This is a genomic window from Mycobacterium ostraviense, from assembly GCF_002705925.1.
Lineage (GTDB): Bacteria > Actinomycetota > Actinomycetes > Mycobacteriales > Mycobacteriaceae > Mycobacterium > Mycobacterium ostraviense.
The window spans coordinates 3729493-3751065 of record NZ_NKRE01000001.1 but is presented as its reverse complement, the minus strand read 5'-3'; the positions used below and the strand labels follow the sequence as shown (position 1 = coordinate 3751065).

The following is a 21573-nucleotide window of genomic DNA, read 5'->3' as shown; positions in this document are numbered from 1 at the left end:
TCATGATTAACCGAGGGAGATTGCTCGATGTCCTCTGCTGAGCTGCTAAAACCGCAGACCAAACAGGTCGTGCGGCGCTTCGCCATCGCCTGGCGCAACAGACCGCGGGGCATCACCGCACCCGTTGGGGTTCTGGATCAGCGTGCCGGTGGTTATCGGTTCCGGTACCTCGCAGAGGTTGACGAGACCGTCGAGGGGTTCCGCCCATTCATCGGGTTTCCGGACTTGGACCGGGTTTATGAGTCGGCCCGGCTCTGGCCGTTCTTTGACCTACGCGTGATGGACCGCAAACGACCCGACTTCCCGCAGTACGTGCGATGGCTAGGCCTCACAGTTGACGCGCCGCGGCTCGACATCCTCAGCCGCAGCGGCGGAGAACAAAAGGGCGACAACGTGTACCTCGCTGAGGCACCGCCCGTCGCTGACGACGGAGGCACTCAAGCGGTTTTTCTGGCTCGTGGGGTCAGCTATGCGATTCGCCAGTACGGCACGGAAGCTGCCGCGAGTTCGCTCCGTGGTGGGGACCACCTCATGGTGGTCGACGACGACACCAACGAGGCCAACCCACGGGCCCTTCTCCTCACGACGGCCGAGGGCGCGGCAGTGGGTTGGATACCGGACCTACTTATCGACTACGCACGGCAGGTGCGATCCGGGGGCGGTGCGGTGGAGTTGCTGCAGAACAACGGCCCTCTCGCCCCCTGGCACATGCGACTGCTCGTGCGGGTCTCGGGCCGGATCGATCCGGGAACGGCGACGTTTACTGGGGGTGTGTGGCCGCCGCTTGACTGAGATGGGGTCCCCTACACTTGGCGTAGTGCACTCCGATGCGGCCGGTGAAACAAACGGCTTCGTCACCAGCGTTGGGGATGACCGTGCGGTCTGTGCGCTAGTCGAATGGCCCCGGCCTCGCCACTTCGCTTGAGGCCGGGGTCCAACGAACCAAAGCCTGTTCTCGCGGTAGGTGGGCAGTGTTCTGGGGCCTACTCGTGCTCGAACCCTTGTTGTTCGAACTTCAACGTCGTCGCGTTCTCACCGACGACCCTGCGTTTAGTGTCGTCGAAGCCTGCCGGATTCGTGGCGGTGATATCCACCCGCACTTCGAGTTCCGTGCTTTCAACACCGGCCAGCGGCTGTAGCACTTCGTTGATGATCTTGGAGAAGTCGGCGGCGTAGCGTTCGGGATCCCTCTCTGCCAACCTGGGCTGAGGCGCCCGCCCGCTGACAATTAGTGACCCGAGGGCGGGGATGGAGGAGACTCCCCGAGATGGCAAGCAAGGCGACGACGTTGGCCCGAGCGACCGGGATCGAAGATCCTGGTCGGGTGGCTGACGATGCAACGCAACGTCCCGATCCCGAGGTGACCATGTCGCCACAAACCTTGACCGGCTCAACAGCTCCGTCGCGAACCAAGCGAACGGACAGGAACCGGACACACCAGAACATCCATAGAGTGCCGTCACCTCGTCCATGCAGATCAGAACTGGTGGCCAGGGGCGGGATCGAACCGCCGACCTTCCGCTTTTCAGGCGGACGCTCATACCGACTGAGCTACCTGGCCGGAAGGCAGCATGTGCCTGGCCGTATAGGCGACCCTGACGGGACTCGAACCCGCGACCTCCGCCGTGACAGGGCGGCGCGCTAACCAACTGCGCCACAGGGCCATGCTTGCTACTGCTCCGCGATACCCGCATCGCAGGGTACCCCCTACGGGATTCGAACCCGCGTTACCGCCTTGAAAGGGCGGCGTCCTAGGCCGTCTAGACGAAGGGGGCAGAACCGAATCTCTCCGGGGCACTCGCAACCTGGTCATCATTGGGAGCCACGTCAGCTTAGGTCACCCCGGGCCTAATCCTCAAACGAGCTTCGCCCGGGCACGCAGTATCCTGGGACTCCGCGCCCCTATAGCTCAGTTGGTAGAGCTACGGACTTTTAATCCGCAGGTCCCAGGTTCGAGTCCTGGTGGGGGCACCGAGAACCACGAATTCGCCCGCCGCCCATGCCGGGCGGTACCCCGGCCGATCGCCCGCGGCGACCGTCGACACTGCCCACGCAAGCCGCCCAACCGCGGCCGCCGATCGCGCCGATCGACCGCCTCCTGGCAACCACGCCGCGCCGGCGAGGGCGCGCATGGTCGGCCGGCGTTTGAAGCCCTGCACCGCTTGGCTATGCTGCGGCTATGCTTCCCGAAATGAGTCAGGATGGAATCCAACCCAACGCGCCCGTCGCCCTGGTGACGATGGAAATCCGGCACCCGGCAACGGATTCCCTCACCGAATCAACCAGCCGGGAACTCAAACACCTTCTGATCAACGACTTGCCGATCGAGCGGCAGGCGCAGGACGTGAGTTGGGGAGTGACGGCACCCGGCGCCGCCCCGACCCCCGTTGCGGACCGCTTCGTCCGCTACGGCAACCGGGACAATACGGTTTCGGCCTCACTGAAGAACCAGGCTATCGTCGTCGAAACCAGCGCTTACCGCGACTTCGAGACCTTTTGCGACCTCGTGTTACGGGTCGCCGACGCCCGCGCGCAGGTTTCGTCGATCGTCGGAGTAGAGCGCATCGGCCTGCGATACGTCCTCGAGATCCGGGTCCCGGTTGGGGTCGACGGCCGGGTCAACTGGGGCAACTGGATCGACGAGCAACTGCTCGGGCCCTACCGCATCGCACCGGGCGGCCTGTCGCTGACCGAGTGGCAGGGTGCCGCGGTCTACCGCGAACCCCAACCGGGCAAGTCACTGATCTTGCGGTACGGGCCCGGTGTGGGCCAGGCGCTGGATCAGAGCTACCATCTGCGCCGCATCACGCCGCCGCAGACCGGTCCGTTCTTCCTCATGGACATCGACAGCTTCTGGACTCCGGTGGGCGGCTCCATCCCCGAATACAACCGGGACGCGCTCGTATCCACCTTGACCGACTTGTACGGTCCCGCGCGCGAGGTGTTCCAGGACCTGATCACCGCCCGGCTCAAAGACGAGCTGCTTCGTCAATAGACCACTCAGGCGAGGGCCGACACTTCAGCATCCGAGCACCGCACTGGTGTAGGTCACGTCGGCGAATGCGGTCGCGAGTTCGTCGTCGGGATATTCGAAGCCGTTGGCCTGGTGGAGTTCTTTGACGGTGCGTGACGACGTCTGCCAGCCCCGGTCCGACAGATGCTCGATGATATGGCTGCGTTGGCAGTGATACACCAGCTCGTTGAAGTCGATGTCGAACCCGAGTTCGCTCATCCGGTCGTGATGGGTGCGCCATCGCTCGTCGGCGAAAATTGCGGTGTCGGGCACGAATTCGAACGCCAGCCGGCTGCCCGGGGCGCTCAACGCGGTGATGTTGTCGAACAGGGCGTCCTGCGCGTCCTCCGGCAAGTAGACCAGCAACCCTTCGGCGCTCCATGCCGAAGGGACCTTCCCATCGAATCCCGCCGCCTGCAGCGCGGCGGCCCAGTCGTCGCGCAAGTCGACCGCGACGGTGCGGCGCTGGGCGGTGGGCTCGGCGCCGAGACCGCTCAGCGTCGACGTCTTGAACGCGATCACCTCTGGCATGTCGACTTCGTAGACGACGGTGCCCGTCGGCCACGGCAGCCGGAAGGCGCGGGCATCCAGGCCCGACGCCAAGATAACCACCTGGACGATGCCGCTCCGCGCGGCCTCGAGGAAGAACCGGTCATAGAACCTGGTCCGGCAGGCCATCCCGCGGGCCACCCGCTCCGGGTCGAACTCGGAGTCCTCCTCGACCGGAATCTGCCCGTCCACCATCCGGGTATAGACATCCATGCCGACCGCTCGGACCAATGGCGCGGCGAACGGGTCGTCAATCAGCGCAAACTCGCGGCTAGCGGCCAGCGCGCGCTGAGCGGCCACCATGGTTGCCGTCGCGCCCACGCTCGTCGCCAAGTCCCAGCGATCACGATCGGAACGCACCATGGAAGCTCCTTGATCGAAACCAAGAAAATATAGATAACCTAGTTACTATCACAGGCTCGACCGTGTCTGCCGGGCTACTCTGACCAACCATGGTCGACTTCGCCCAGCGCACCATCGATCTCGCTCGCCAGAACGTCGCCGAGGGCGGCCGCCCCTTTGCGACGGTCATCGTCAAAGACGGCGAGATCCTTGCCGAAAGCGCCAACAAGGTCGCCCAGACCAACGATCCCACCGCTCACGCCGAGATCCTCGCCATCCGGGAGGCCTGCACCAAGCTGGGCACCGAGCACCTGGTGGGTACCACTATTTACGTGTTGGCGCACCCGTGCCCCATGTGCCTCGGATCGCTGTACTACTGCTCACCCGACGAAGTGGTATTTCTGACGACCCGCGACGCCTACGAGCCGCATTACGTCGACGACCGCAAATACTTCGAACTTGCCACCTTTTACGAGGAATTCGCCAAAGACTGGCGGCATCGGCGGCTGCCGATGCGGTACCAACCGCGCGCTACCGCCGTCGACGTCTACCGCTTCTGGCAGGAGCGCAACGGCGGGCAACGCACGGCCACCGTCGCCCCGCCCGGCTGACCCAGCGAAAATCTTGACAGCACACCAACCTGCATTACTATCTGCGTATGCGCGCAAATAACAGACCAACAAGGTTGCCCGACGACCAGGCCGGCCTCGTGGTCGAGGTGTTCCGGATGCTCGCCGACGCCACCCGCGTGCAGATTTTGTGGTCCCTGGCAACGAGCGAGATGTCGGTCAACGAGCTGGCCGAACACGTACGCAAGCCGGCGCCGTCGGTGTCCCAACATCTGGCCAAGCTACGGATGGCGCGCTTGGTACGCACCCGCCGCGACGGTACGACGATCTTCTACAGCCTGGAAAACGACCACGTGCGCCAACTCGTCATCGATGCCGTCTTCAACGCCGAACACGCCGGTCCCGGCGTGCCCCGCCACCACCGCGGCGACGGACTGCAGGCAATCACCGGAACACCAGACGCTGGATAACCGAATCCAATAGCACCACAACATATTTCACATTGAGGAGGTAACGATCATGGTAGCCAACCACACCCATGACGCGCCGCACACACACGACCACCAGCACGGCGACATGACCCACAGCCACTCGCATACCAGCCATGAGCACGAGCACGTCGCCCACGAGCACCCGCACTCACACGACGACGGGACCCAGCACACCCACGAGCACGTCCATCAGCGCGGCCTCGAAGACGTTGAACAGGTGCACAGCCACGCGCACAGCTGAGTCGAGGGTTCAGACGTTCGGGCAGTAGTGCGCGGGGTTGCCGCGCTCATCCAGTGGCGGCAGGTTGCGCGCCGGAGTCTGCACCAGCGGGGTGTCGGCCGGGATCCGCCCGCTGACCCGGTCCCAGCCGGCCCGCGCACGCGGGTGCTTCCGGTACCGGCGCGGCACGACGGCGAAGACCAGACGGACAAGGTCACCGAAGCGCCGGTGTAGCCATTCATCGCGGCGCGACCACTGGTAGCCCATCAGTTCGCGCACCGGCGGGTCGTAGAGGCCGACCGTGAGCCAGACGAAGAACGGCGCCAGCAGCCTGCGCTGCAGCGCCCACAACCTGTCCGGAATCCATTGGGCGAAAGGAGGTTTGGGCAACTCAGTCAAATCCAGCACGGCCCGCGCCGCAAAGTTGTTCTCCAGCACGTTGCGACACATGTGGTCCCAGTAGACCTGAAATTCCTCCCAGGACGCCGGCACGGGCCGCATGCTCATGCCGTACATCCGATACCACTGGACGTGTTCGTCGAAAAGCTGACGCTGCTGCGCCTCGGTCAGGCCGCCGCAGAACCGCTCGGCGACGTGCAGGGTCCCGACGAAGAACGTGGCATGCGCCCAGTAGAAGACGTCCGGGTTCAACGCGTGGTAGCGGCGCCCGGCCGCGTCGACGCCCTTGATGTCCACGTGGTAGTCGCGCACCTCGGCGCCGGTGACCGGAGCCCGGTCGCCGTCGAAAACCACGCCGCCGATCGGGTACAACGACCGCAACAGTCGCGGCCAGCGCTCCCGAAAGAACGTCGAGTGCTGCTCGACCGCCGCCCCCAGCTGGGGATGCATGTTCTGCATGGACCCGGCCCAGGGACCCTGTAGCATGCCGCACCAGTCGCCAAAGTATCGCCAGGTCAGCGATTCCGGGCCGAGCGGCACCGGTGGTGCGTCATAGCCCAGCGGTGAAACCGGGCAACCGGCGGCTACCGAGTCGTTCGGCGCCGCACCGGCAGCGGCGCCGACCGCCGAGGATTGCACCTTGGCGCTGGTCAGCGGGCACGAAGCAGACGTATCTTGAGTCACTGGTGCTTTCCCGGTGGTTAGGGCGACGTCAGCAATTCTGACTACACGCGTTGTCACTTGAAGTTTAGGAGCGATGTGCAGGCCGGTCAAAACCGAGGCCGCTGGACCGGCGTCCCGCTGGAAGACCGCCACGCCGTACGTCGGGAAAATCTGATCGCCGCCGGTGTGCAACTGCTCGGCGAGAAGGACGGGCCGGCGCTGACGGTGCGTGCGGTCTGCCGCAAGGCGGCCCTGACCGAGCGTTACTTCTATGAAAGCTTCACCGACCGGGACCACTTCGTGCGCGCAGTATATGACGACGTCTGCACCCGGGCCATGGCCACGCTCATGTCGGCCCATACCGCTCGGGAAGCCGTCGAGCGATTCGTCGCCCTGATGGTCGATGATCCGGTGCGCGGGCGGGTGCTGCTGTTGGCACCGACGGTGGAACCGGTACTGACCCGCTCCGGCGCGGAGTGGATGCCCAACTTCATCGAGCTGCTGCAGCGAAAGCTCTCCCGCATTGTCGATCCGGTTGTGCAGAAACTGGTCGCCACCAGCTTGATCGGCGCTCTGACCGGCCTGTTTACCGCGTACCTGAATGGTCAACTAGGAGCCACCCGCCAGCAATTCATCGACTACTGCGTCGACATGCTGCTCAATGCGGCGGCCAGCCATGTGCCGCACCGACCCGGCCACGAAGCCGGGCACTCCACCGCGGCCCGGCCTCGCGACTGACGTTGCCACAGTCACAATCGTGACTCACCGCGCCGCGGGCAAACTTGTTGATACCGGTCGACACAGATATATTGACTGCAACCCATCGACACAGATAACCGGAGGGACTATGTCAGCCCAGCTGACCGACTTACAGCTGCTGCACGAACTCGAACCGGTCGTCGAGAAGTACCTCAACCGGCACATCAGCATGCACAAGAACTGGAACCCGCACGACTACATCCCGTGGTCGGACGGGAAGAACTACTACGCGCTCGGCGGCCAGGATTGGGATCCCGAAGAGAGCAAGCTTTCCGACGTCGCCCAGGTGGCTATGGTGCAGAACCTGGTCACCGAGGACAACCTGCCGTCCTATCACCGCGAGATCGCGATGAACATGGGCATGGACGGCGCCTGGGGACAGTGGGTCAACCGCTGGACCGCCGAGGAGAACCGGCACGGCATCGCGCTGCGCGACTACCTGGTGGTGACCCGATCCGTCGACCCCGTGGAGCTGGAGAAGCTTCGCCTCGAGGTGGTCAACCGGGGCTTCAGCCCGGGCCAGAACCATCAGGGCGAGTATTTCGCCGAGAGCGTCACCGACTCTGTCATCTACGTGAGTTTCCAGGAGCTGGCAACCCGGGTTTCGCACCGCAATACCGGTAAGGCCTGCAACGACCCGGTGGCCGACCAGCTGATGGCCAGGATCTCCGCCGATGAGAACCTGCACATGATCTTCTACCGCGACGTCAGCGAGGCTGCGTTCGACTTGGCGCCCAACCAGGCGATGAAGTCGCTGCACCTGATTCTGCGCCACTTCAAAATGCCCGGCTTCCTGGTGCCCGAGTTCCGCCGCAAGGCGGTCATCATCGCCGTCGGCGGCGTCTATGACATTCGCATTCACCTCGACGAGGTGGTCAAGCCGGTGCTGAAGAAGTGGCGCATCTTCGAGCGGGACGACTTCACCGGCGAAGCCGCCCAGATGCGCGACGACCTCGGCAAGCTGATGGAAGAGCTCGAGGCGGAGTGCGACAAGTTCGAGGCGTCCAAGCAGCGCTACCTCGCGCGCCAGGCCCGCATGGATGAGCGCATCACCGCCAGGAAGGTGCTCACCACCAAGGGCACGCTGAAGATGACCGGGCGGTAGGTGGCCGTTGCGCATCGGCTCGATCGAGCTTGCCAGCCCGGTTGTGCTGGCGCCGATGGCCGGTGTGACGAACGTCGCGTTCCGCACCCTGTGCCGTGACTTCGGTTCGATGCGTGGCGACCCGCCGCGTCCGGCTTCGCCGCCCTTGCGATCGCCACGAGAACAGTCGAAGGTCGGCACCGTCAGCGGACTCTACGTCTGCGAAATGGTGACCGCCCGTGCGCTGGTCGAGCGGCATCCGGTCACCATGCACATGACGACGTTCGCCCCCGACGAATCGCCCCGCTCGCTGCAGCTTTACACCGTCGACCCGGACACCACCTACGCGGCCGCGCGGATGATCGCCGACGAAGGCCTGGCCGACCACATCGATATGAATTTCGGTTGCCCGGTACCCAAGGTCACCAAGCGCGGCGGCGGCGCGGCCTTGCCGTTCAAGCGACGGCTGTTCGGCCGAATCGTCGCCGCGGCCGTGCGGGCCACCGAGGACACCGGGATACCGGTGACGGTCAAGTTCCGCATCGGCATCGACGACGCCCACCACACTCATCTTGATGCCGGACGCATCGCGGAAGCCGAAGGGGCCGCCGCGGTCGCGCTGCACGCCCGGACGGCCGCGCAACGTTACTCCGGAACCGCCGACTGGGACCAGATCGCCCGGCTCAAGCAGCAGGTCACGACCATTCCGGTGCTGGGCAACGGCGACATCTACGACGCCAGCGATGCGCTGGCCATGATGGCCACCACCGGATGTGACGGCGTTGTTATCGGCCGAGGTTGCCTGGGTCGGCCCTGGCTGTTCGCCGAGTTGTCGGCCGCCTTTACCGGCCGCCCGGCTCCCACGCCGCCCACGCTCGGTGAGGTCGCCGACGTCATCCGCCGCCACGGCGCGCTACTGGCCGCACACTTCGGTGAGGACAAGGGCATGCGCGACATCCGCAAGCACATCGCCTGGTACCTGCATGGGTTCCCGGCCGGATCAGACGTCCGGCGAACGTTAGCGCTGGTCAAAACGTTGGGCGAACTCGACGACCTGCTGAACCGGTTGGACGGCGACGTCCCGTTCCCGAGCGCGGGAAACGGCCCGCGCGGCCGGCAGGGTTCACCTGCGCGGGTGGCCCTTCCCGACGGTTGGCTGGACGACGCCGATGACTGCCGGGTGCCCGACGGTGCCGACGTCATGCATTCCGGTGGTTGAACCGAAACTCTTCCGAGATCGCGTCTGCGACCACAAGTCAGTACGATGTGGGCTTTATGCATGGCGCGGCGCCGATCGGCTCGGCGCTGCACTGATGTGTGCGCACGGACAACCCTAATGTCCGGATCATATTTTTCGGAGGCCGATAGGACATGAGTGACGGCGACAAAGACGCCACTTCTGACCTTCGGCGCGTGTCCGGCTCCCGCAACGACGCCCAACGGGTCACCCTAGACCCGCCGGCGACACCGGGCGCCGCGCCGTGGGAGCGGTTGTTCGCGCCGCCGCCCGAGGACGGCTTGCTCCGCTGGTCGGGGGTGTCATCCGGCGCCGCCGCCGGACATCACGGCCCGGACCACGCAGAGCCCACACAGGTCGGCTGTCACGTCAACGGCGGAGTCAGCGTCGCCGACCTGATCGCCAAACTCGGCGCACCTGCGCCCGCCCGTCCCACTCGTCGCCACAGCGCGCCGGACCCCGATCCCATCGCGGAGCCGTCGCAACCATCCCAGCTGGACGTGGAGGTCCCCGACGACGACGCGGACCAACTGGACACCCAGGTCATCGCCACTCCGGCCTACTCATCAGAACTCCTCTCCGAGCTGCCCGACCTCGGGTCAGCCGGCTTCGCACCGGAAACCGCCGCAGCCGAGCCCCCCGACGGCGAGGCGTGCCCCCCGGGCGCCGGCAAGCGCTCAAAGACCCCGAAGCGCCGGGAGACCCGGACGAAGAAACGGCGTTCAGGCCGGCGGCCGATGCTGCTGGCCGGGCGGTCACTGGCGGCTATGTTCGCCGTGCTGGCGCTGGTCCTGACCGGCGGGGCGTGGCAGTGGAGCGCATCGAAAAACGAGCGGCTGAACACGGTAAGTGCGCTCGACCCGAACTCCGGCGACATCGTCGACCCCAACGGACAGTACGGCGACGAAAACTTCCTGATCGTCGGCATGGACTCGCGCGCCGGCGCGAATTCCGAGATCGGTGCCGGTGATACCGAGGACGCCGGCGGCGCCCGGTCGGACACCGTGATGCTGGTCAACATCCCGGCTAATCGCAAGCGGGTGGTGGCGGTGTCGTTCCCCCGCGACCTGGCGATCACCCCCATCCAATGCGAGGCATGGAACCCCGACACCGGCAAGTATGGGCCCATCTACGACGAGAAGAAGGGGACGTGGGGTCCCCGGATGGTCTACACCGAGACGAAGCTGAACTCGGCGTTTTCTTTCGGCGGCCCGAAGTGCCTGGTGAAGGTCATCCAGAAGCTGTCCGGCCTGAGCATCAACCGCTTCATCGCCATCGACTTCGTCGGTTTCGCGCGAATGGTCGAAGCCCTCGGCGGCGTCGAGGTGTGCAACACCACTGCGCTGCGCGACTACGAATTGGGCACGGTGCTCGAACACGCCGGACGTCAGGTCATCGACGGGCCGACCGCCTTGAACTATGTGCGAGCCCGCCAAGTCACCACCGAGAGCAACGGCGACTACGGTCGCATCAAACGTCAGCAATTGTTCTTGTCGTCACTGCTGCGTTCGCTGATCTCCGAGGACACGTTGATGAACCTCAATAAGCTCAACAACGTCGTCAACATGTTCATCGGCAACAGCTACGTCGACAACGTCAAGACCAAGGACCTGGTACAGCTGGGCCAGTCGTTGCAGCATATGGCGGCCGGCCACGTCACGTTCGTCACCGTGCCCACCGGCGTGACGGACCAGAACGGCGACGAGCCGCCCCGGACGGCCGACATGAAGGCGCTGTTCGCCGCCATCATCAACGATGATCCGCTGCCGCTGGAGAACGACCACAACGCGCAAACGTTGGGGAACTCGCCGACGACCGCGCCGACCACGACGAAGAAGGCGCCCCCGCCGAACAGCACCGGCGACGTCCAGCGCGAACAGGTGATCACCACATCGCCGCAAGAAATCACGGTGCAGGTGTCCAACGGGACCAGCACCGCCGGCCTGGCGACCACCGCAGCCACCCAGCTCAAGCGAAACGGCTTCAACGTGATGACGCCGGACGACTACCCGAGTTCGTTGAAGGCCACCACGGTGTTCTTTTCCCCGGGCAATGAGCAGGCCGCGGCAACCGTGGCCGCGGCGTTCGGCAACTCGAAAGTCGAGCGGGTCACCGGGATCGGACAGGTGGTTCAGGTAGTCCTCGGCCCGGATTTCAGTTCGGTGACCGCCCCGCCGCCCAGCGGCTCGCCGGTCAGCATGCAGATCAGCCGCAATTCCAGCACCCCGCCGACCAAGCTGCCCGAGGATCTGACGGTCACCAACGCCGCCGACACCACCTGCGAGTAAGCGCTTCACGGCGTATCCGGCGTCGAGAACGTAGGCTTTATCACATGCGAACCGCTTACCACGAGCAACTCTCGGAATTGTCCGAGCGGCTCGGTGAGATGTGCGGGCTAGCAGGCATCGCCATGGAGCGGGCGACCCAAGCCTTGCTTCAGGCTGATCTGGTGTTGGCCGAACAGGTGATCTCCGACCACGAGAAGATCGCGACGCTAAGCGCCCGGGCCGAGGAAAGCGCGTTCGTCCTGCTGGCCCTGCAGGCCCCGGTCGCCGGTGATCTGCGAGCAATCGTGAGCGCGATCCAGATGGTGGCCGATATCGACCGGATGGGCGCACTTGCCCTGCACGTCGCCAAGATCGCCCGTCGGCGGCATCCGCAGCATGCGTTACCCGAAGAGGTCAAAGGGTATTTTGCCGAAATGGGCAGAGTCGCAGTCGAATTGGGCAACAGCGCGCAGGAGGTCGTGTTGTCCCGCGACCCGGAGAAAGCGGCGCGGATCCGCGAGGAAGACGACGCGATGGACGATCTGCACCGGCATTTGTTCAGCGTGCTGATGGACCGGGAATGGAAGCACGGCGTGGCAGCGGCGGTCGACGTGACGCTGCTGGGCCGGTTCTACGAACGCTTCGCCGACCATGCCGTCGAAGTGGCGCGACGCGTGATCTTCCAGGCGACCGGGAAGTTTCCCGAAGACGAGACGACGCCACACTCGCGCTAATTCGTCCGCGCTAGCCGAATCGGCCGGAGATGTAGTCCTCGGTGGATTTCTGGCTCGGGTTGGAGAAGATCTTCTCGGTGTCGTCGATTTCTATCAGGCGGCCGGGCTTGCCTACGGCCTCCAGATTGAAGAACGCCGTCTGATCGCTCACCCGGGCGGCCTGCTGCATGTTGTGCGTGACGATGACGATCGTGTAGTCCTGCTTCAATTCACTGATCAGGTCTTCGATCGCCATCGTGGAGATGGGATCCAGCGCCGAGCACGGCTCGTCCATCAGCAACACGTCGGGCTGGACCGCGATGGCCCGCGCGATACACAACCGCTGTTGCTGCCCGCCGGATAATCCGCCGCCGGGTTTATCCAGCCTGTCTTTGACCTCATCCCATAGATTGGCGCCGCGCAGCGAATATTCGGCGGTTTCGTCGAGCACCTTGCGGTTGCGCAGGCCCTGCAACTTCAGGCCGGCGACCACGTTGTCGCGAATCGACATCGCGGGGAACGGGTTGGGCCGCTGGAAAACCATCCCGATCGCCCGCCGCACCCCGACCGGGTCGATGCCGGGCCCGTAGATGTTTTCGTCGTCGAGCAGCACGGTGCCTTCGACGCGCCCGCCGGGGACCACTTCATGCATCCGGTTCAGCGTGCGCAACACTGTGGTCTTGCCGCACCCCGACGGGCCGATGAACGCCGTCACGCTGCGAGGCAGAATCGACAAGGACACATCGGCGACGGCCTGAAACGACCCGTAGTAGATGTTGACGTCCTTGAGGTCCAACCGCTTGGCCACTGAGTGCTCCTGCCTACGACTTCTTGGGGACGAGGATGGCGGCGACCACCCTGGCGCCGATATTGATCATCGCGATCAGCAACGTCAGCGTCAGCGCGGCACCCCACAGCCGCTCTGTGGGGACCGGGTTGATGCCGGCGCCTATCGTCGCCTGGTCATACATCATGCCCGGCAGCGACCCCATGAACCCGCTGAATATGTCGAAGTTCATTGCCTGTGCATAACCAACCAGGATCAGCAGCGGCGCCGTCTCCCCCATCACCCTGGCCAAGGCCAGCAGGATGCCGGTCACGATGCCGGACAACCCGGTCGGGATCACGATCTTGGCGATGGTTTTCCACTTGGGCGCTCCCAGCGCGTAACTGGCCTCACGCAGATCTGCCGGGACGATGCGCAGCATCTCTTCGGTCGAGCGCACGATCACCGGCAGCATCAACAACACCAGCGCCAGGGACACCGCGAGCTGGGAGCGGGGGAAGCCCAGGACCGCGACCCACAGCGCATAGATGAACAGGGCCGCCACGATCGACGGCACGCCGGTCAGGATGTCCACCATGAAGGAGACCAGCCTGCGCAGCGCGCTGGCGCCGCCGTATTCGACCAGATAGATGGCCACCAGGATGCCGATCGGTATGGATATCGCCGCACACACCGCACCCTGCAACACCGTGCCGACGATCGCATGGTAGGCACCACCGCCGGCTTTCAATGACGTCATCCCGGCCTGTGAATGCGTCCACCAAGTGCTCGACATGACCGCCCGGAGCCCGTTGAGCAGCACCGAGCACAGGACCCACGCCAGCGGAGTCAGCGCGATCGCCATCGACAGTGTGACCAGCACGGCGGCCACGTTGTCGGTGACTCGACGGCGCCGGCCAGGCGCGGGTAGTACGCGCGCTTTGACGGGCCGGTCCAGCATCGAGTTCATCGGGTGGCCCTTCCCGCTCCGGCCAGGGCCGTGCGTGCCGCGGCGTTGACCACGAAGGTGAGCAGGTAGAGCATCAGTCCCGCGGCCAGGTAGGCACCGGCTTGGTAGGGGTTGTCCAGGCCCGATGCGGCCGCGGCGATCTTGGTGGCGAAGGTCGAACCGCCGTCGAACAGCGACCACCCGAAGGCTTGCTGGGTACCGTGCAGGATGTTCAACAGCGCGACCGTTTCCCCCAGCGCCCGTCCTAGGCCCAGCATCGCGCCGCTGATGTATCCGGACCGTCCGAACGGCAACACGGTTGTCGTGACCACCTCCCAGCCGGTGGCGCCGAGCGCCAGCGCCGCCTCTATCTGGCCGTGCGGGGTCTGGGCGAACACTTCACGCGTGACCGCGGCGATGATCGGCAAGATCATCACCGCCAGGACGGTGCCACCGGTCAACACGTTGCCCCCGCCGCCGATCGACGTATTGCCGCCGGCGAACAGGAAACAGTGACCTAAGGTGTGGTTGAGCCAGGTCGCGACCGGCCGCAGGTGTGGCGCCAGCACGTGCAAGCCCCACACGCCGTAGATGATCGACGGCACCGCGGCCAGCAGATCGACCAGGTGGGCCAGCGGCGTGGCGAACCGCCGCGGCACATACTGCGTCAGGAAGATAGCGACGCCCAGCGCGATGGGCATGGCCAGTATCAGAGCGAACAGCGATACGAACGTGGTCACTCGCAACAGGTCGAGGATTCCGAAGTGCATCGCCGATGGGTCGGCGGTCTTCCAGGTTCCGCCGTAGGTCAAGAAGTTCTCTTTGTTGCGCACCAGTGCCGGTATCGCGCGCCACAGCAGAAACCCGCCGATCGCGGCGATCAGGACGATGATCAAGACGCCGGAACCCTGCGATAACCGGCGAAACAGCCGATCTCCCAGACTCGGTTTGCCGTTGCCCCAAGGGTTGATGGATGTGGCGGGCGGCTCCGGAAAAGGCGTGGCGACGATGGCACCCGCCTCCGCTGGGTTGGGCACTGTCACTGCGATCCCGTCGATCCTGTTGGCTCGTCTTCCATCAGCGTCGTTCGTGGTCAAGCAGTCACTGCAGCGCGTTTATGGCGGTGACCAGGCGTTCTTTCACTCTATCTGGCACCGGAACGTAGCCGGCCGCTGTAAGGCCGGTCTGACCGTTGTTGACGGCAGTGGTGAGAAACGCCTTGACCGCGGCAGCGGTGGCGGGCTCGTATCCCTTTGAGCACACAATCTCGTAGGTGGCCAGTACCAATGGATAGGCGCCCGGGTCCTGGATGGCGAAGATCGAATTCAGCTCCAGAACGAGGTCGTTTCCGTTCGCCGCAAACGTGACGGAGTCGATTGCCTTGCGAGCCGTTTCCTCGGTGAGCGGTACGACGCTGTTGCCGGTGTCGATCTGGGCGAACGGTATTCCGGCGCGGTCGGCGAAACCTTTCTCGACATAGCCGATCGAACCTGGCGTGGCCTGTACGGCTTGGATGACACCGGCCGACCTTTCGACGCCTTCCCCGACACCGCCGTGAAACTCGCCGCCGACACCTCGGCTCCAGCTTTGTGGCGCGGCGGCGGTCAGATACTTCTGAAAGTTGTCGGTGGTTCCCGACGAATCCTTGCGGTACACCGGAATGATCTTGGTATTAGGAAGCGCCACACCAGGATTGAGGGCTGCAAGGATCGGGTCGTTCCACGTCCGGATGGAGCCGCTGAAGATCTTGGCCATCGCATCGGCGTCGAGGACCAGGGTCTTTACGTCAGCAAGGTTGTACACCAACGCAATTGGCCCGAATACCAGCGGTAGGTCCCAGGCCGGGTTTCCTTTGCAGCGGTTGGCCGCCGGACCGATCTGTTCGGCGACCAGGGGCGAGTCCGATCCCGCGAAGTCGACGTGACCCGCGATGAACTGCTCGCGACCGGCGCCGGACCCGGTCGGGTTGTAGGACACTTTCTTGCCCGGACACGCCTGGCCCCATACCTGGTTGAACAACGCCATGGCATTCTGCTGGGCAGTCGATCCCTCGGCCGTCAGCGCATCTCGGCCGCTGCAGTCGGCCTTCGGCAGCGGCGCTCCGGAGCCATTCGCCGAGGAACCACCGAGGTTTCGATCGCTGCCGCATGCGGTGAGGGTCCCACCGCAACCGGTGATCATCGCCACCGCCGCCGCTAATGCCCTGCCCACCGTGTCGAGCCTCATCGATCTCGCTCCCTGAATGCATTTTCGACGATTGCGGCGCTGCACGGCCGTCTTCAAAACGAATTGCCAAGTCAACCACTAACTATGCTTCGTGCCGGAACTTGCCGGTTGGCGATCGTCAGGCGGATGCCGGATCTGAGCCGACCAGCGCGTAGGCCGTGTCGACGCTATGGGTGACAAATCCCAGGTTGTGATAGGTCCGCATGGCCGCGACGTTGTCCGACTCCACATACAGCATCACGGTGGGTTCTTCGGCAGGGGCCACGACGGCTAGCCGCCGCGCCAACGAGCTGAGACCGACCAACGTCAGCGCCTTGCCCAGTCCACGCCCTTGCGCTGCCGGATCGACGCCGAGAACGTAGACCTCGCCAAGGCCAGGCTGGTCGTGGTGAATCTTGGTCCAGTGGAAACCCAGCAGCCTGGCCTCGTGGCCCGGGGAAGCGTCGAACGCCAGGAAGAGGCCTGTCGGATCAAACCAAGGTTCGCGGCGCCGCTCGGCCAGCTGTACTTGGGTCCAGCCACCTTGTTCCGGGTGGTATGAGAACGCGGCGTTGTTGACCCGAAGCAGCTCGGCGTCATCGGTCGGGCCGGCGTAGCTGCGGATCCGCAGCCCGTCGGGGATTGTCGGTTCTGGGATGTCGCGCAACGAGCGGCGCATCTGCACCAGTTCACGCACCGGGGCCAGACCCAGCGCGGCGGCCGTGGCCCTGGCGGCCTCCAGGGTGCAGTGCGCCCAGAACTGGCTTCTTCCATGAGTCTTTGTCAGCGCGGCGCGGGCCAGGGCGGTGCCGATACCGCGACGCCGGGCTTGCGGGTGCACGACCAACTCGGCCATCGCGGAATCGGCGTCGCGCTCCGGGGTGAGGTTGAGATAGCCGACGATCGCGTTGCCCGCTCGAGCATCAGTGGCCACCAGATGGTGCGTGCGCCGCTGTCCCAACTCTCGCAGCACTTGCTCGCCCACCGGGGCCACGCCGTCGAATTCCGTTGCTGCCGAGATCATTTCGCGTACTTGCTGCTGCTCATCGACGGTCAGCGCCGAGCGCCACTCCCCCGACGTCACTGACTGCGCAGCGGGTCGACCAGCGGGTCCTGGAAATCTGCGGAATCGGACCCCGGTCCTTCGTCGTCGGGCTCGGCGACTGCGGTCCGGCCCCGCGCAGGCCGCACCGCCTTGTAACCAACGTTGCGGACGGTGCCGATCAAGGCTTCGTGTTCGGGGCCAAGTTTGGCGCGCAATCGCCGAACGTGCACATCGACCGTGCGGGTGCCGCCGAAGAAGTCGTATCCCCATACCTCGTGGAGTAGCTGCGCCCGCGTGAAGACCCGTCCGGCATGTTGGGCGAGGTATTTCAGTAGTTCGAATTCCTTGTAGGTAAGGTCGAGCGGTCGGCCGCGCAGTCGCGCCGTGTAGGTGCCTTCGTCGATCACCAACTCCCCCAGGCTGACCTTGCCGACGCCTTCCTGGTCGGATAGACCGCCTCGCCGGCCAACCACCAGGCGCAGTCGGGCGTCGATCTCGGCCGGCCCGGTACTGGGAAGCAGGATCTCGTCCAGCCCCCAGTCAGCGCTGACTGCCACCAGCCCGCCCTCGGTCACCACGGCCAATACCGGCGCGGACCGGCCCGCGGTGCTCAGCAGACGGCACAGACCGCGCGCGGCCGACAGGTCGTTGCGCGCGTCGACAAGCACCGCATCCGCGTTACCGGCCTCCAATAGCGACGAAGCCTCCGGCGGGGCCGTCCGCACGTTATGCGGAAGCAGCGACAGCGACGGCAGGACTGGGTCGGTATACAGCTCCGAGGTCAGTAGTAGTAATTCCAACGATCCCCTCCAGCGTCGGGGGAAGGCATCTCCCTGATTCAGCTCAACCGGTGAACTTTAGCGGCCAGATCGTCTAACGATAACCTGCCACCTGGTCTTTGGCCCGGTGACGAGGCAGGCTCTGCCTGCCGAGGAGCCGGGCAAATCCGACCCCAACCCGGTGACGAGGCAGGCTCTGCCTGCCGAGGAGCCGGGCAAATCCGACCCCAACCCGGTGACGAGGCAGGCTCTGCCCGCCGAGGAGCCGGGCAAATCCGACCCCAACCCGGTGACGAGGCAGGCTCTGCCTGCCGAGGAGCCGGGCAAATCCGACCCCAACCCGGTGACGAGGCCTGCGAAATTGCCCCCGGACGGGGAGTCATGTCACATTCGCCCCTTCTGCCCCAGCCGGGGAGGAGATACCCGTTGTGCCCAGCTGATTCGAAAATTCGGGTGGCCACGAATGCTGCTGATCAACGATGTCCTTGGCCCTGTTTACGGCACGCCGATACCGCACCTTTGCTAAACCGCTTGTGATGGCAGACGTTCGGGGGATGTCGCACGTGCTCACCGAATCGGCTGTCATGCCGCCGTATTGAGTGTGCAGTGGCGGCTTTGACTGTGTATGTAGGGCGGGAGTTTGGCGCTCAGACCGCCCTGACGGCACAGTCGGACCCGCCAGCGCACACTCGGCGCCATCAGAGCACACTCGGCGCTGCCAACACACACTCGACGCAACCCCACGCCGGGCCCCTAGCCCCCTCAACGCTATTAGCGACTGCGCTGGCGCAGCCGCGCACGCGTCGGCGGTTGTCGCTCCAAGCCGGGCACATCGGGTACCGACAAATACAGGGGCTGCTGTGACTGCTGTGTCGGCGGTACCGGGAAACCCCGGCGCGGCACCGGCTTCAACCGCAGATTCGCGCCTGCCGCCAGAGGGTCAATATCGAGATCGCGGCCACATGGACCACATCGGCAACTCCAGACGCGGTTGGCCATGAGACGCCAGTGACGGCGACGCCCCCGAGCTCGGCCAGACAATCGGATAGCGCCGGGGCGATAGGCCACAATATGCGGATGCGCAAGGTGCTAATCGGTGTCGCCGCCGTGGCCGTCGTCGTCCTCGGCGCTGTCGGTGTCGACTTCGGCGCCAGCATTTACGCCGAATATCGGCTCTCGACCAGCGTGCGCAAAGCAGCCAACCTGAGCTCTGATCCCTTCGTCGCCATCCTCGGCTTTCCGTTCATCCCACAAGCGATGCGAGATCGCTACGGCGAGCTGGAGATCAAGGCGTACGCCATCGAGCACTCGACGGTGGGCACCGCCACGCTCGAAGCCACCATGCACTCCATCGATCTGTCTCACGCATCCTGGCTGATACAGCCCGACGCGAGGTTGTCAGTGCACGAGCTGGAAAGCCGCATCATCATCGACTCCATGCACCTGGGCCGCTACCTGGGAATGGCCGATCTGATGGTGCAGGCGCCTCCCCAGGAGAGCAATGACGCCACCGGCGGCACCACCGAATCGGGCATATCGGGCAGTCGTGGGCTCGTTTTCAGCGGAACACCGAAGTCAGCCGACTTCGATCGTCGGGTCAGCGTCGCGGTGGATCTGTCCATCGATCCCCACAGCCAGGAGACCTTGGTGATCACGCCGACACGGGTGGTGACCGGCCCCGACACCGCGGACCAGACCGTTCCGGACGACAAGCGGGAGGCGGTACTGCACGCCTTCAGTAGCAGGCTGCCCAACCAGAAGCTGCCGTTCGGGGTCGCGCCGAACACCGTGGGCGCACGCGGGTCGGACGTCATCATCGAAGGCATCATCTACGACGTGACCGTTGCGCTCACCGGATTCAGGCAGTCATGATCACCGGATCGACGCCCCACGGCAGCCCAACGCCGGCGCCCCTGCTCCGCAGATCGCCCGACGACACTGTTGGCTTGATCACTGCGTCATTGGGTAAGCTGACCGACGTGTCAGCCCGCCTCGAGCTCAAGCTCACCAAGCGACGCGCAGTTGATCTGTGCCGCATCACGGGCTGTTGTTGTTGCTGTTGCTGTAGCTGCTGAGTAGCCGCGTCGTCCGCGCAGCGCTCGGAGCAGCCTCGGAGACCCACCGCGGCGTATCTCCCACTTTTCCGTGCGATCGGCGTATCTAGGAGTAATTCGTGTCGAGTAATACCATCCCCGCCCAAGTGGGTGTGGACGTCCGCGGGCCGCGATTCGGCGCGTGGCTGACGACGGGGGTGCTGGGGCTCGTCCTGATCATCTCCGCCGTCAACCCGGCAGCTGCCGCAGTCGCCTTGAGCATCCAGGCCGTCGTGTTCGCTGTCGGAGCCGCATTCGGGCCTCGCCGGCATCCCTATGGGCAGCTGTTCTCGACGTTTGTGTCGCCCCGCCTGGGACCGGTGCGAGAACGAGAACCGGTGCCACCGCTGAAGTTTGCCCAACTGGTCGGATTTGTGTTCACGATCTGCGGCATCACCGGCTTCGCTGTGGGCCCTGTCGTGGTGGGCGTCGTTGCGACGTCGTTCGCACTGGGGGCCGCCTTCCTGAACGCGGCCTACGGCATCTGTCTGGGCTGCCAGCTTTACCCGCCGCTTGCCCGCCTGCGGCGCCGTGCCCTTCCCGCCTAACTGCTTGTATATCTGACGCAAATCGAAAGGATCCCCACCATGGCACGCTCCGACGTCCTGGTCTCTGCCGCCTGGGCTGAGAGCAATCTCAGCAATCCGGAAGCGGCCAACGTCGTCTTTGTCGAAGTCGATGAGGACACCAGCGCATACGACGACGGCCACATCCCCGGCGCAATCAAGCTGGACTGGCGCACCGATCTGCAGGACCCCGTCAAGCGCGACTTCGTCGACGCCCAGCAATTCTCGAAATTGCTCAGCGACCGCGGCATTGCCAACGACGACACCGTGATCCTCTACGGCGGCAACAACAACTGGTTCGCCGCCTACGCCTACTGGTATTTCAAGCTGTACGGCCACGAGAAGGTCAAGCTCCTCGACGGCGGCCGCAAGAAGTGGGAACTCGACGGCCGGCCGCTGTCCACCGACGCGGTCGCCAGGCCCGCGACCTCCTACAGCGCGGCCCCGCCGGACAACGCGATCCGCGCATTCCGCGACGAGGTGATCGCGGCCATCGGCGTCAAGAACCTGGTCGACGTGCGATCCCCCGACGAATTCTCCGGGAAGATCCTGGCGCCAGCGCATTTGCCGCAGGAACAGAGCCAGCGGCCCGGCCATATTCCCGGGGCGATCAACGTGCCGTGGAGCAAGGCCGCCAACGAGGATGGCACCTTCAAGTCCGACGAGCAGCTGGCCCAGTTGTACGCCGATGCCGGCCTGGACGGCGCGAAAGAAACGATCGCGTACTGCCGAATCGGGGAGCGGTCCTCGCATACCTGGTTTGTCTTGCACGAACTGCTCGGGCACAAGAACGTCAAGAACTACGACGGCAGTTGGACGGAATACGGCTCCCTGGTGGGTGCCCCGATCGAGTTGGGAAACTGA

23 protein-coding genes and 4 tRNA genes are annotated in these 21573 nt (G+C 64.9%); 15 read left to right on the top strand and 12 right to left on the bottom strand.

Going from position 1 to position 21573, the window contains the following annotated elements:
* The first annotated feature begins 27 nt into the window (after positions 1–27).
* Positions 28–792, top strand: coding sequence for a hypothetical protein (locus CDN38_RS17495; protein WP_075510024.1), 765 nt, complete (start codon positions 28–30; stop codon positions 790–792).
* A gap of 191 nt (positions 793–983) precedes the next feature.
* On the opposite strand, the gene CDN38_RS17490 is transcribed toward CDN38_RS17495, so the two are convergent.
* From CDN38_RS17490 to CDN38_RS17475, 4 genes are all read right to left on the bottom strand, one after another.
* A complete protein-coding gene (locus tag CDN38_RS17490; RefSeq protein ID WP_075510025.1) occupies positions 984–1199 on the bottom strand; it encodes a hypothetical protein in 216 nt (71 codons plus the stop codon).
* A gap of 285 nt (positions 1200–1484) precedes the next feature.
* A tRNA-Phe gene (locus tag CDN38_RS17485) sits at positions 1485–1561 on the bottom strand.
* Positions 1562–1590: 29 nt separating this feature from the next.
* Positions 1591–1664, bottom strand: a tRNA-Asp gene (locus tag CDN38_RS17480).
* Positions 1665–1701: 37 nt separating this feature from the next.
* Positions 1702–1775: transfer RNA gene (locus CDN38_RS17475), tRNA-Glu, on the bottom strand.
* Positions 1776–1898: 123 nt separating this feature from the next.
* Here CDN38_RS17475 and CDN38_RS17470 point away from each other — a divergent pair.
* A tRNA-Lys gene (locus CDN38_RS17470) sits at positions 1899–1971 on the top strand.
* Positions 1972–2179: 208 nt separating this feature from the next.
* On the top strand, positions 2180–2995 hold the full coding sequence (locus tag CDN38_RS17465; protein ID WP_023367937.1) for a TIGR04255 family protein: 816 nt from the start codon (positions 2180–2182) through the stop codon (positions 2993–2995).
* 24 nt (positions 2996–3019) lie between these two features.
* Here CDN38_RS17465 and CDN38_RS17460 read toward each other — a convergent pair whose 3' ends face one another.
* Positions 3020–3925 carry a class I SAM-dependent methyltransferase gene (locus tag CDN38_RS17460; protein WP_099319093.1) on the bottom strand — a complete coding sequence of 302 codons (906 nt, stop codon included), beginning with the start codon at positions 3923–3925 and terminating at the stop codon, positions 3020–3022.
* Between the two features lie 89 nt (positions 3926–4014).
* Between CDN38_RS17460 and CDN38_RS17455 the strand changes: the two genes are divergently transcribed.
* The 3 genes from CDN38_RS17455 to CDN38_RS17445 are packed head-to-tail and all read left to right on the top strand — an operon-like array spanning position 4015 to position 5205.
* Complete coding sequence (locus tag CDN38_RS17455) at positions 4015–4515, top strand: nucleoside deaminase (RefSeq protein WP_075510027.1); 501 nt, start codon at positions 4015–4017, stop codon at positions 4513–4515.
* Between the two features lie 47 nt (positions 4516–4562).
* Positions 4563–4943 carry an ArsR/SmtB family transcription factor gene (locus CDN38_RS17450; protein WP_075510028.1) on the top strand — a complete coding sequence of 127 codons (381 nt, stop codon included), beginning with the start codon at positions 4563–4565 and terminating at the stop codon, positions 4941–4943.
* Positions 4944–4992: 49 nt separating this feature from the next.
* Positions 4993–5205 carry a zinc transporter Slc39a7 gene (locus CDN38_RS17445; protein ID WP_082277037.1) on the top strand — a complete coding sequence of 71 codons (213 nt, stop codon included), beginning with the start codon at positions 4993–4995 and terminating at the stop codon, positions 5203–5205.
* Positions 5206–5214: 9 nt separating this feature from the next.
* On the opposite strand, the gene CDN38_RS17440 is transcribed toward CDN38_RS17445, so the two are convergent.
* Positions 5215–6267 carry an oxygenase MpaB family protein gene (locus CDN38_RS17440; RefSeq protein WP_075510030.1) on the bottom strand — a complete coding sequence of 351 codons (1053 nt, stop codon included), beginning with the start codon at positions 6265–6267 and terminating at the stop codon, positions 5215–5217.
* 75 nt (positions 6268–6342) lie between these two features.
* Between CDN38_RS17440 and CDN38_RS17435 the strand changes: the two genes are divergently transcribed.
* The 5 genes from CDN38_RS17435 to phoU all read left to right on the top strand — a co-directional run bounded on the left by CDN38_RS17435 (position 6343) and on the right by phoU (position 12327).
* A complete protein-coding gene (locus tag CDN38_RS17435) occupies positions 6343–6984 on the top strand; it encodes a TetR/AcrR family transcriptional regulator (protein WP_075510031.1) in 642 nt (213 codons plus the stop codon).
* Between the two features lie 109 nt (positions 6985–7093).
* Positions 7094–8110: an acyl-ACP desaturase gene (locus tag CDN38_RS17430; RefSeq protein WP_099319092.1), complete on the top strand. Its 1017-nt coding sequence runs from the start codon at positions 7094–7096 to the stop codon at positions 8108–8110.
* Between the two features lie 55 nt (positions 8111–8165).
* On the top strand, positions 8166–9308 hold the full coding sequence (dusB, locus tag CDN38_RS17425) for a tRNA dihydrouridine synthase DusB (protein ID WP_233027203.1): 1143 nt from the start codon (positions 8166–8168) through the stop codon (positions 9306–9308).
* A gap of 152 nt (positions 9309–9460) precedes the next feature.
* Positions 9461–11614, top strand: a complete 2154-nt coding sequence (locus CDN38_RS17420; protein ID WP_099319090.1) for an LCP family protein — start codon at positions 9461–9463, stop codon at positions 11612–11614.
* A 44-nt stretch (positions 11615–11658) separates the two neighbouring features.
* The gene (gene phoU, locus CDN38_RS17415; RefSeq protein WP_075510035.1) at positions 11659–12327 is read left to right on the top strand and encodes a phosphate signaling complex protein PhoU; all 669 of its coding nucleotides are present in this window, start codon (positions 11659–11661) and stop codon (positions 12325–12327) included.
* A gap of 10 nt (positions 12328–12337) precedes the next feature.
* Here phoU and pstB read toward each other — a convergent pair whose 3' ends face one another.
* The 6 genes from pstB to CDN38_RS17385 all read right to left on the bottom strand — a co-directional run bounded on the left by pstB (position 12338) and on the right by CDN38_RS17385 (position 18071).
* Positions 12338–13114: a phosphate ABC transporter ATP-binding protein PstB gene (gene pstB, locus CDN38_RS17410; protein ID WP_036407678.1), complete on the bottom strand. Its 777-nt coding sequence runs from the start codon at positions 13112–13114 to the stop codon at positions 12338–12340.
* 13 nt (positions 13115–13127) lie between these two features.
* Complete coding sequence (pstA, locus tag CDN38_RS17405) at positions 13128–14042, bottom strand: phosphate ABC transporter permease PstA (protein ID WP_075510036.1); 915 nt, start codon at positions 14040–14042, stop codon at positions 13128–13130.
* A complete protein-coding gene (gene pstC, locus CDN38_RS17400) occupies positions 14039–15064 on the bottom strand; it encodes a phosphate ABC transporter permease subunit PstC (RefSeq protein ID WP_075510037.1) in 1026 nt (341 codons plus the stop codon). The genes pstA and pstC overlap by 4 nt, the downstream gene beginning before the upstream one ends.
* Positions 15065–15122: 58 nt before the next feature.
* Positions 15123–16247, bottom strand: coding sequence for a phosphate ABC transporter substrate-binding protein PstS (gene pstS, locus CDN38_RS17395; RefSeq protein ID WP_075510038.1), 1125 nt, complete (start codon positions 16245–16247; stop codon positions 15123–15125).
* Between the two features lie 118 nt (positions 16248–16365).
* Positions 16366–17310, bottom strand: coding sequence for a mycothiol synthase (gene mshD / locus CDN38_RS17390; RefSeq protein WP_075510039.1), 945 nt, complete (start codon positions 17308–17310; stop codon positions 16366–16368).
* Positions 17307–18071: a winged helix-turn-helix transcriptional regulator gene (locus CDN38_RS17385; protein ID WP_075510040.1), complete on the bottom strand. Its 765-nt coding sequence runs from the start codon at positions 18069–18071 to the stop codon at positions 17307–17309. Before CDN38_RS17385 ends, mshD begins: the two co-directional genes overlap by 4 nt.
* 1050 nt (positions 18072–19121) lie before the next feature.
* Here CDN38_RS17385 and lmeA point away from each other — a divergent pair.
* The 4 genes from lmeA (at position 19122) to CDN38_RS17365 (ending at position 21573) form a co-directional block, all read left to right on the top strand.
* Positions 19122–19922, top strand: a complete 801-nt coding sequence (gene lmeA / locus CDN38_RS17380; protein ID WP_075510041.1) for a mannan chain length control protein LmeA — start codon at positions 19122–19124, stop codon at positions 19920–19922.
* Positions 19919–20125, top strand: a complete 207-nt coding sequence (locus tag CDN38_RS32435) for a putative leader peptide (protein ID WP_099319089.1) — start codon at positions 19919–19921, stop codon at positions 20123–20125. The genes lmeA and CDN38_RS32435 overlap by 4 nt, the downstream gene beginning before the upstream one ends.
* 98 nt (positions 20126–20223) lie before the next feature.
* Positions 20224–20691 (top strand): DUF4395 domain-containing protein, encoded by a 468-nt coding sequence (locus tag CDN38_RS17370; RefSeq protein WP_075510042.1) that lies wholly within the window; start codon positions 20224–20226, stop codon positions 20689–20691.
* A 39-nt stretch (positions 20692–20730) separates the two neighbouring features.
* Entirely contained in the window at positions 20731–21573 is an 843-nt protein-coding gene (locus tag CDN38_RS17365) for a sulfurtransferase (protein WP_075510043.1), read from the top strand.

Coding starts and splice junctions, on each gene's coding strand:
- CDN38_RS17495 (WP_075510024.1), top strand. CDS start 28: ATGTCCTCTGCTGAGCTGCTAAAACCGCAGACCAAACAGGTCGTGCGG.
- CDN38_RS17465 (WP_023367937.1), top strand. CDS start 2,180: ATGCTTCCCGAAATGAGTCAGGATGGAATCCAACCCAACGCGCCCGTC.
- CDN38_RS17460 (WP_099319093.1), bottom strand. CDS start 3,925: ATGGTGCGTTCCGATCGTGATCGCTGGGACTTGGCGACGAGCGTGGGC.
- CDN38_RS17455 (WP_075510027.1), top strand. CDS start 4,015: ATGGTCGACTTCGCCCAGCGCACCATCGATCTCGCTCGCCAGAACGTC.
- CDN38_RS17450 (WP_075510028.1), top strand. CDS start 4,563: ATGCGCGCAAATAACAGACCAACAAGGTTGCCCGACGACCAGGCCGGC.
- CDN38_RS17445 (WP_082277037.1), top strand. CDS start 4,993: ATGGTAGCCAACCACACCCATGACGCGCCGCACACACACGACCACCAG.
- CDN38_RS17430 (WP_099319092.1), top strand. CDS start 7,094: ATGTCAGCCCAGCTGACCGACTTACAGCTGCTGCACGAACTCGAACCG.
- dusB (WP_233027203.1), top strand. CDS start 8,166: ATGGCCGGTGTGACGAACGTCGCGTTCCGCACCCTGTGCCGTGACTTC.
- CDN38_RS17420 (WP_099319090.1), top strand. CDS start 9,461: ATGAGTGACGGCGACAAAGACGCCACTTCTGACCTTCGGCGCGTGTCC.
- phoU (WP_075510035.1), top strand. CDS start 11,659: ATGCGAACCGCTTACCACGAGCAACTCTCGGAATTGTCCGAGCGGCTC.
- pstA (WP_075510036.1), bottom strand. CDS start 14,042: ATGAACTCGATGCTGGACCGGCCCGTCAAAGCGCGCGTACTACCCGCG.
- pstS (WP_075510038.1), bottom strand. CDS start 16,247: ATGAGGCTCGACACGGTGGGCAGGGCATTAGCGGCGGCGGTGGCGATG.
- lmeA (WP_075510041.1), top strand. CDS start 19,122: ATGCGGATGCGCAAGGTGCTAATCGGTGTCGCCGCCGTGGCCGTCGTC.
- CDN38_RS32435 (WP_099319089.1), top strand. CDS start 19,919: ATGATCACCGGATCGACGCCCCACGGCAGCCCAACGCCGGCGCCCCTG.
- CDN38_RS17365 (WP_075510043.1), top strand. CDS start 20,731: ATGGCACGCTCCGACGTCCTGGTCTCTGCCGCCTGGGCTGAGAGCAAT.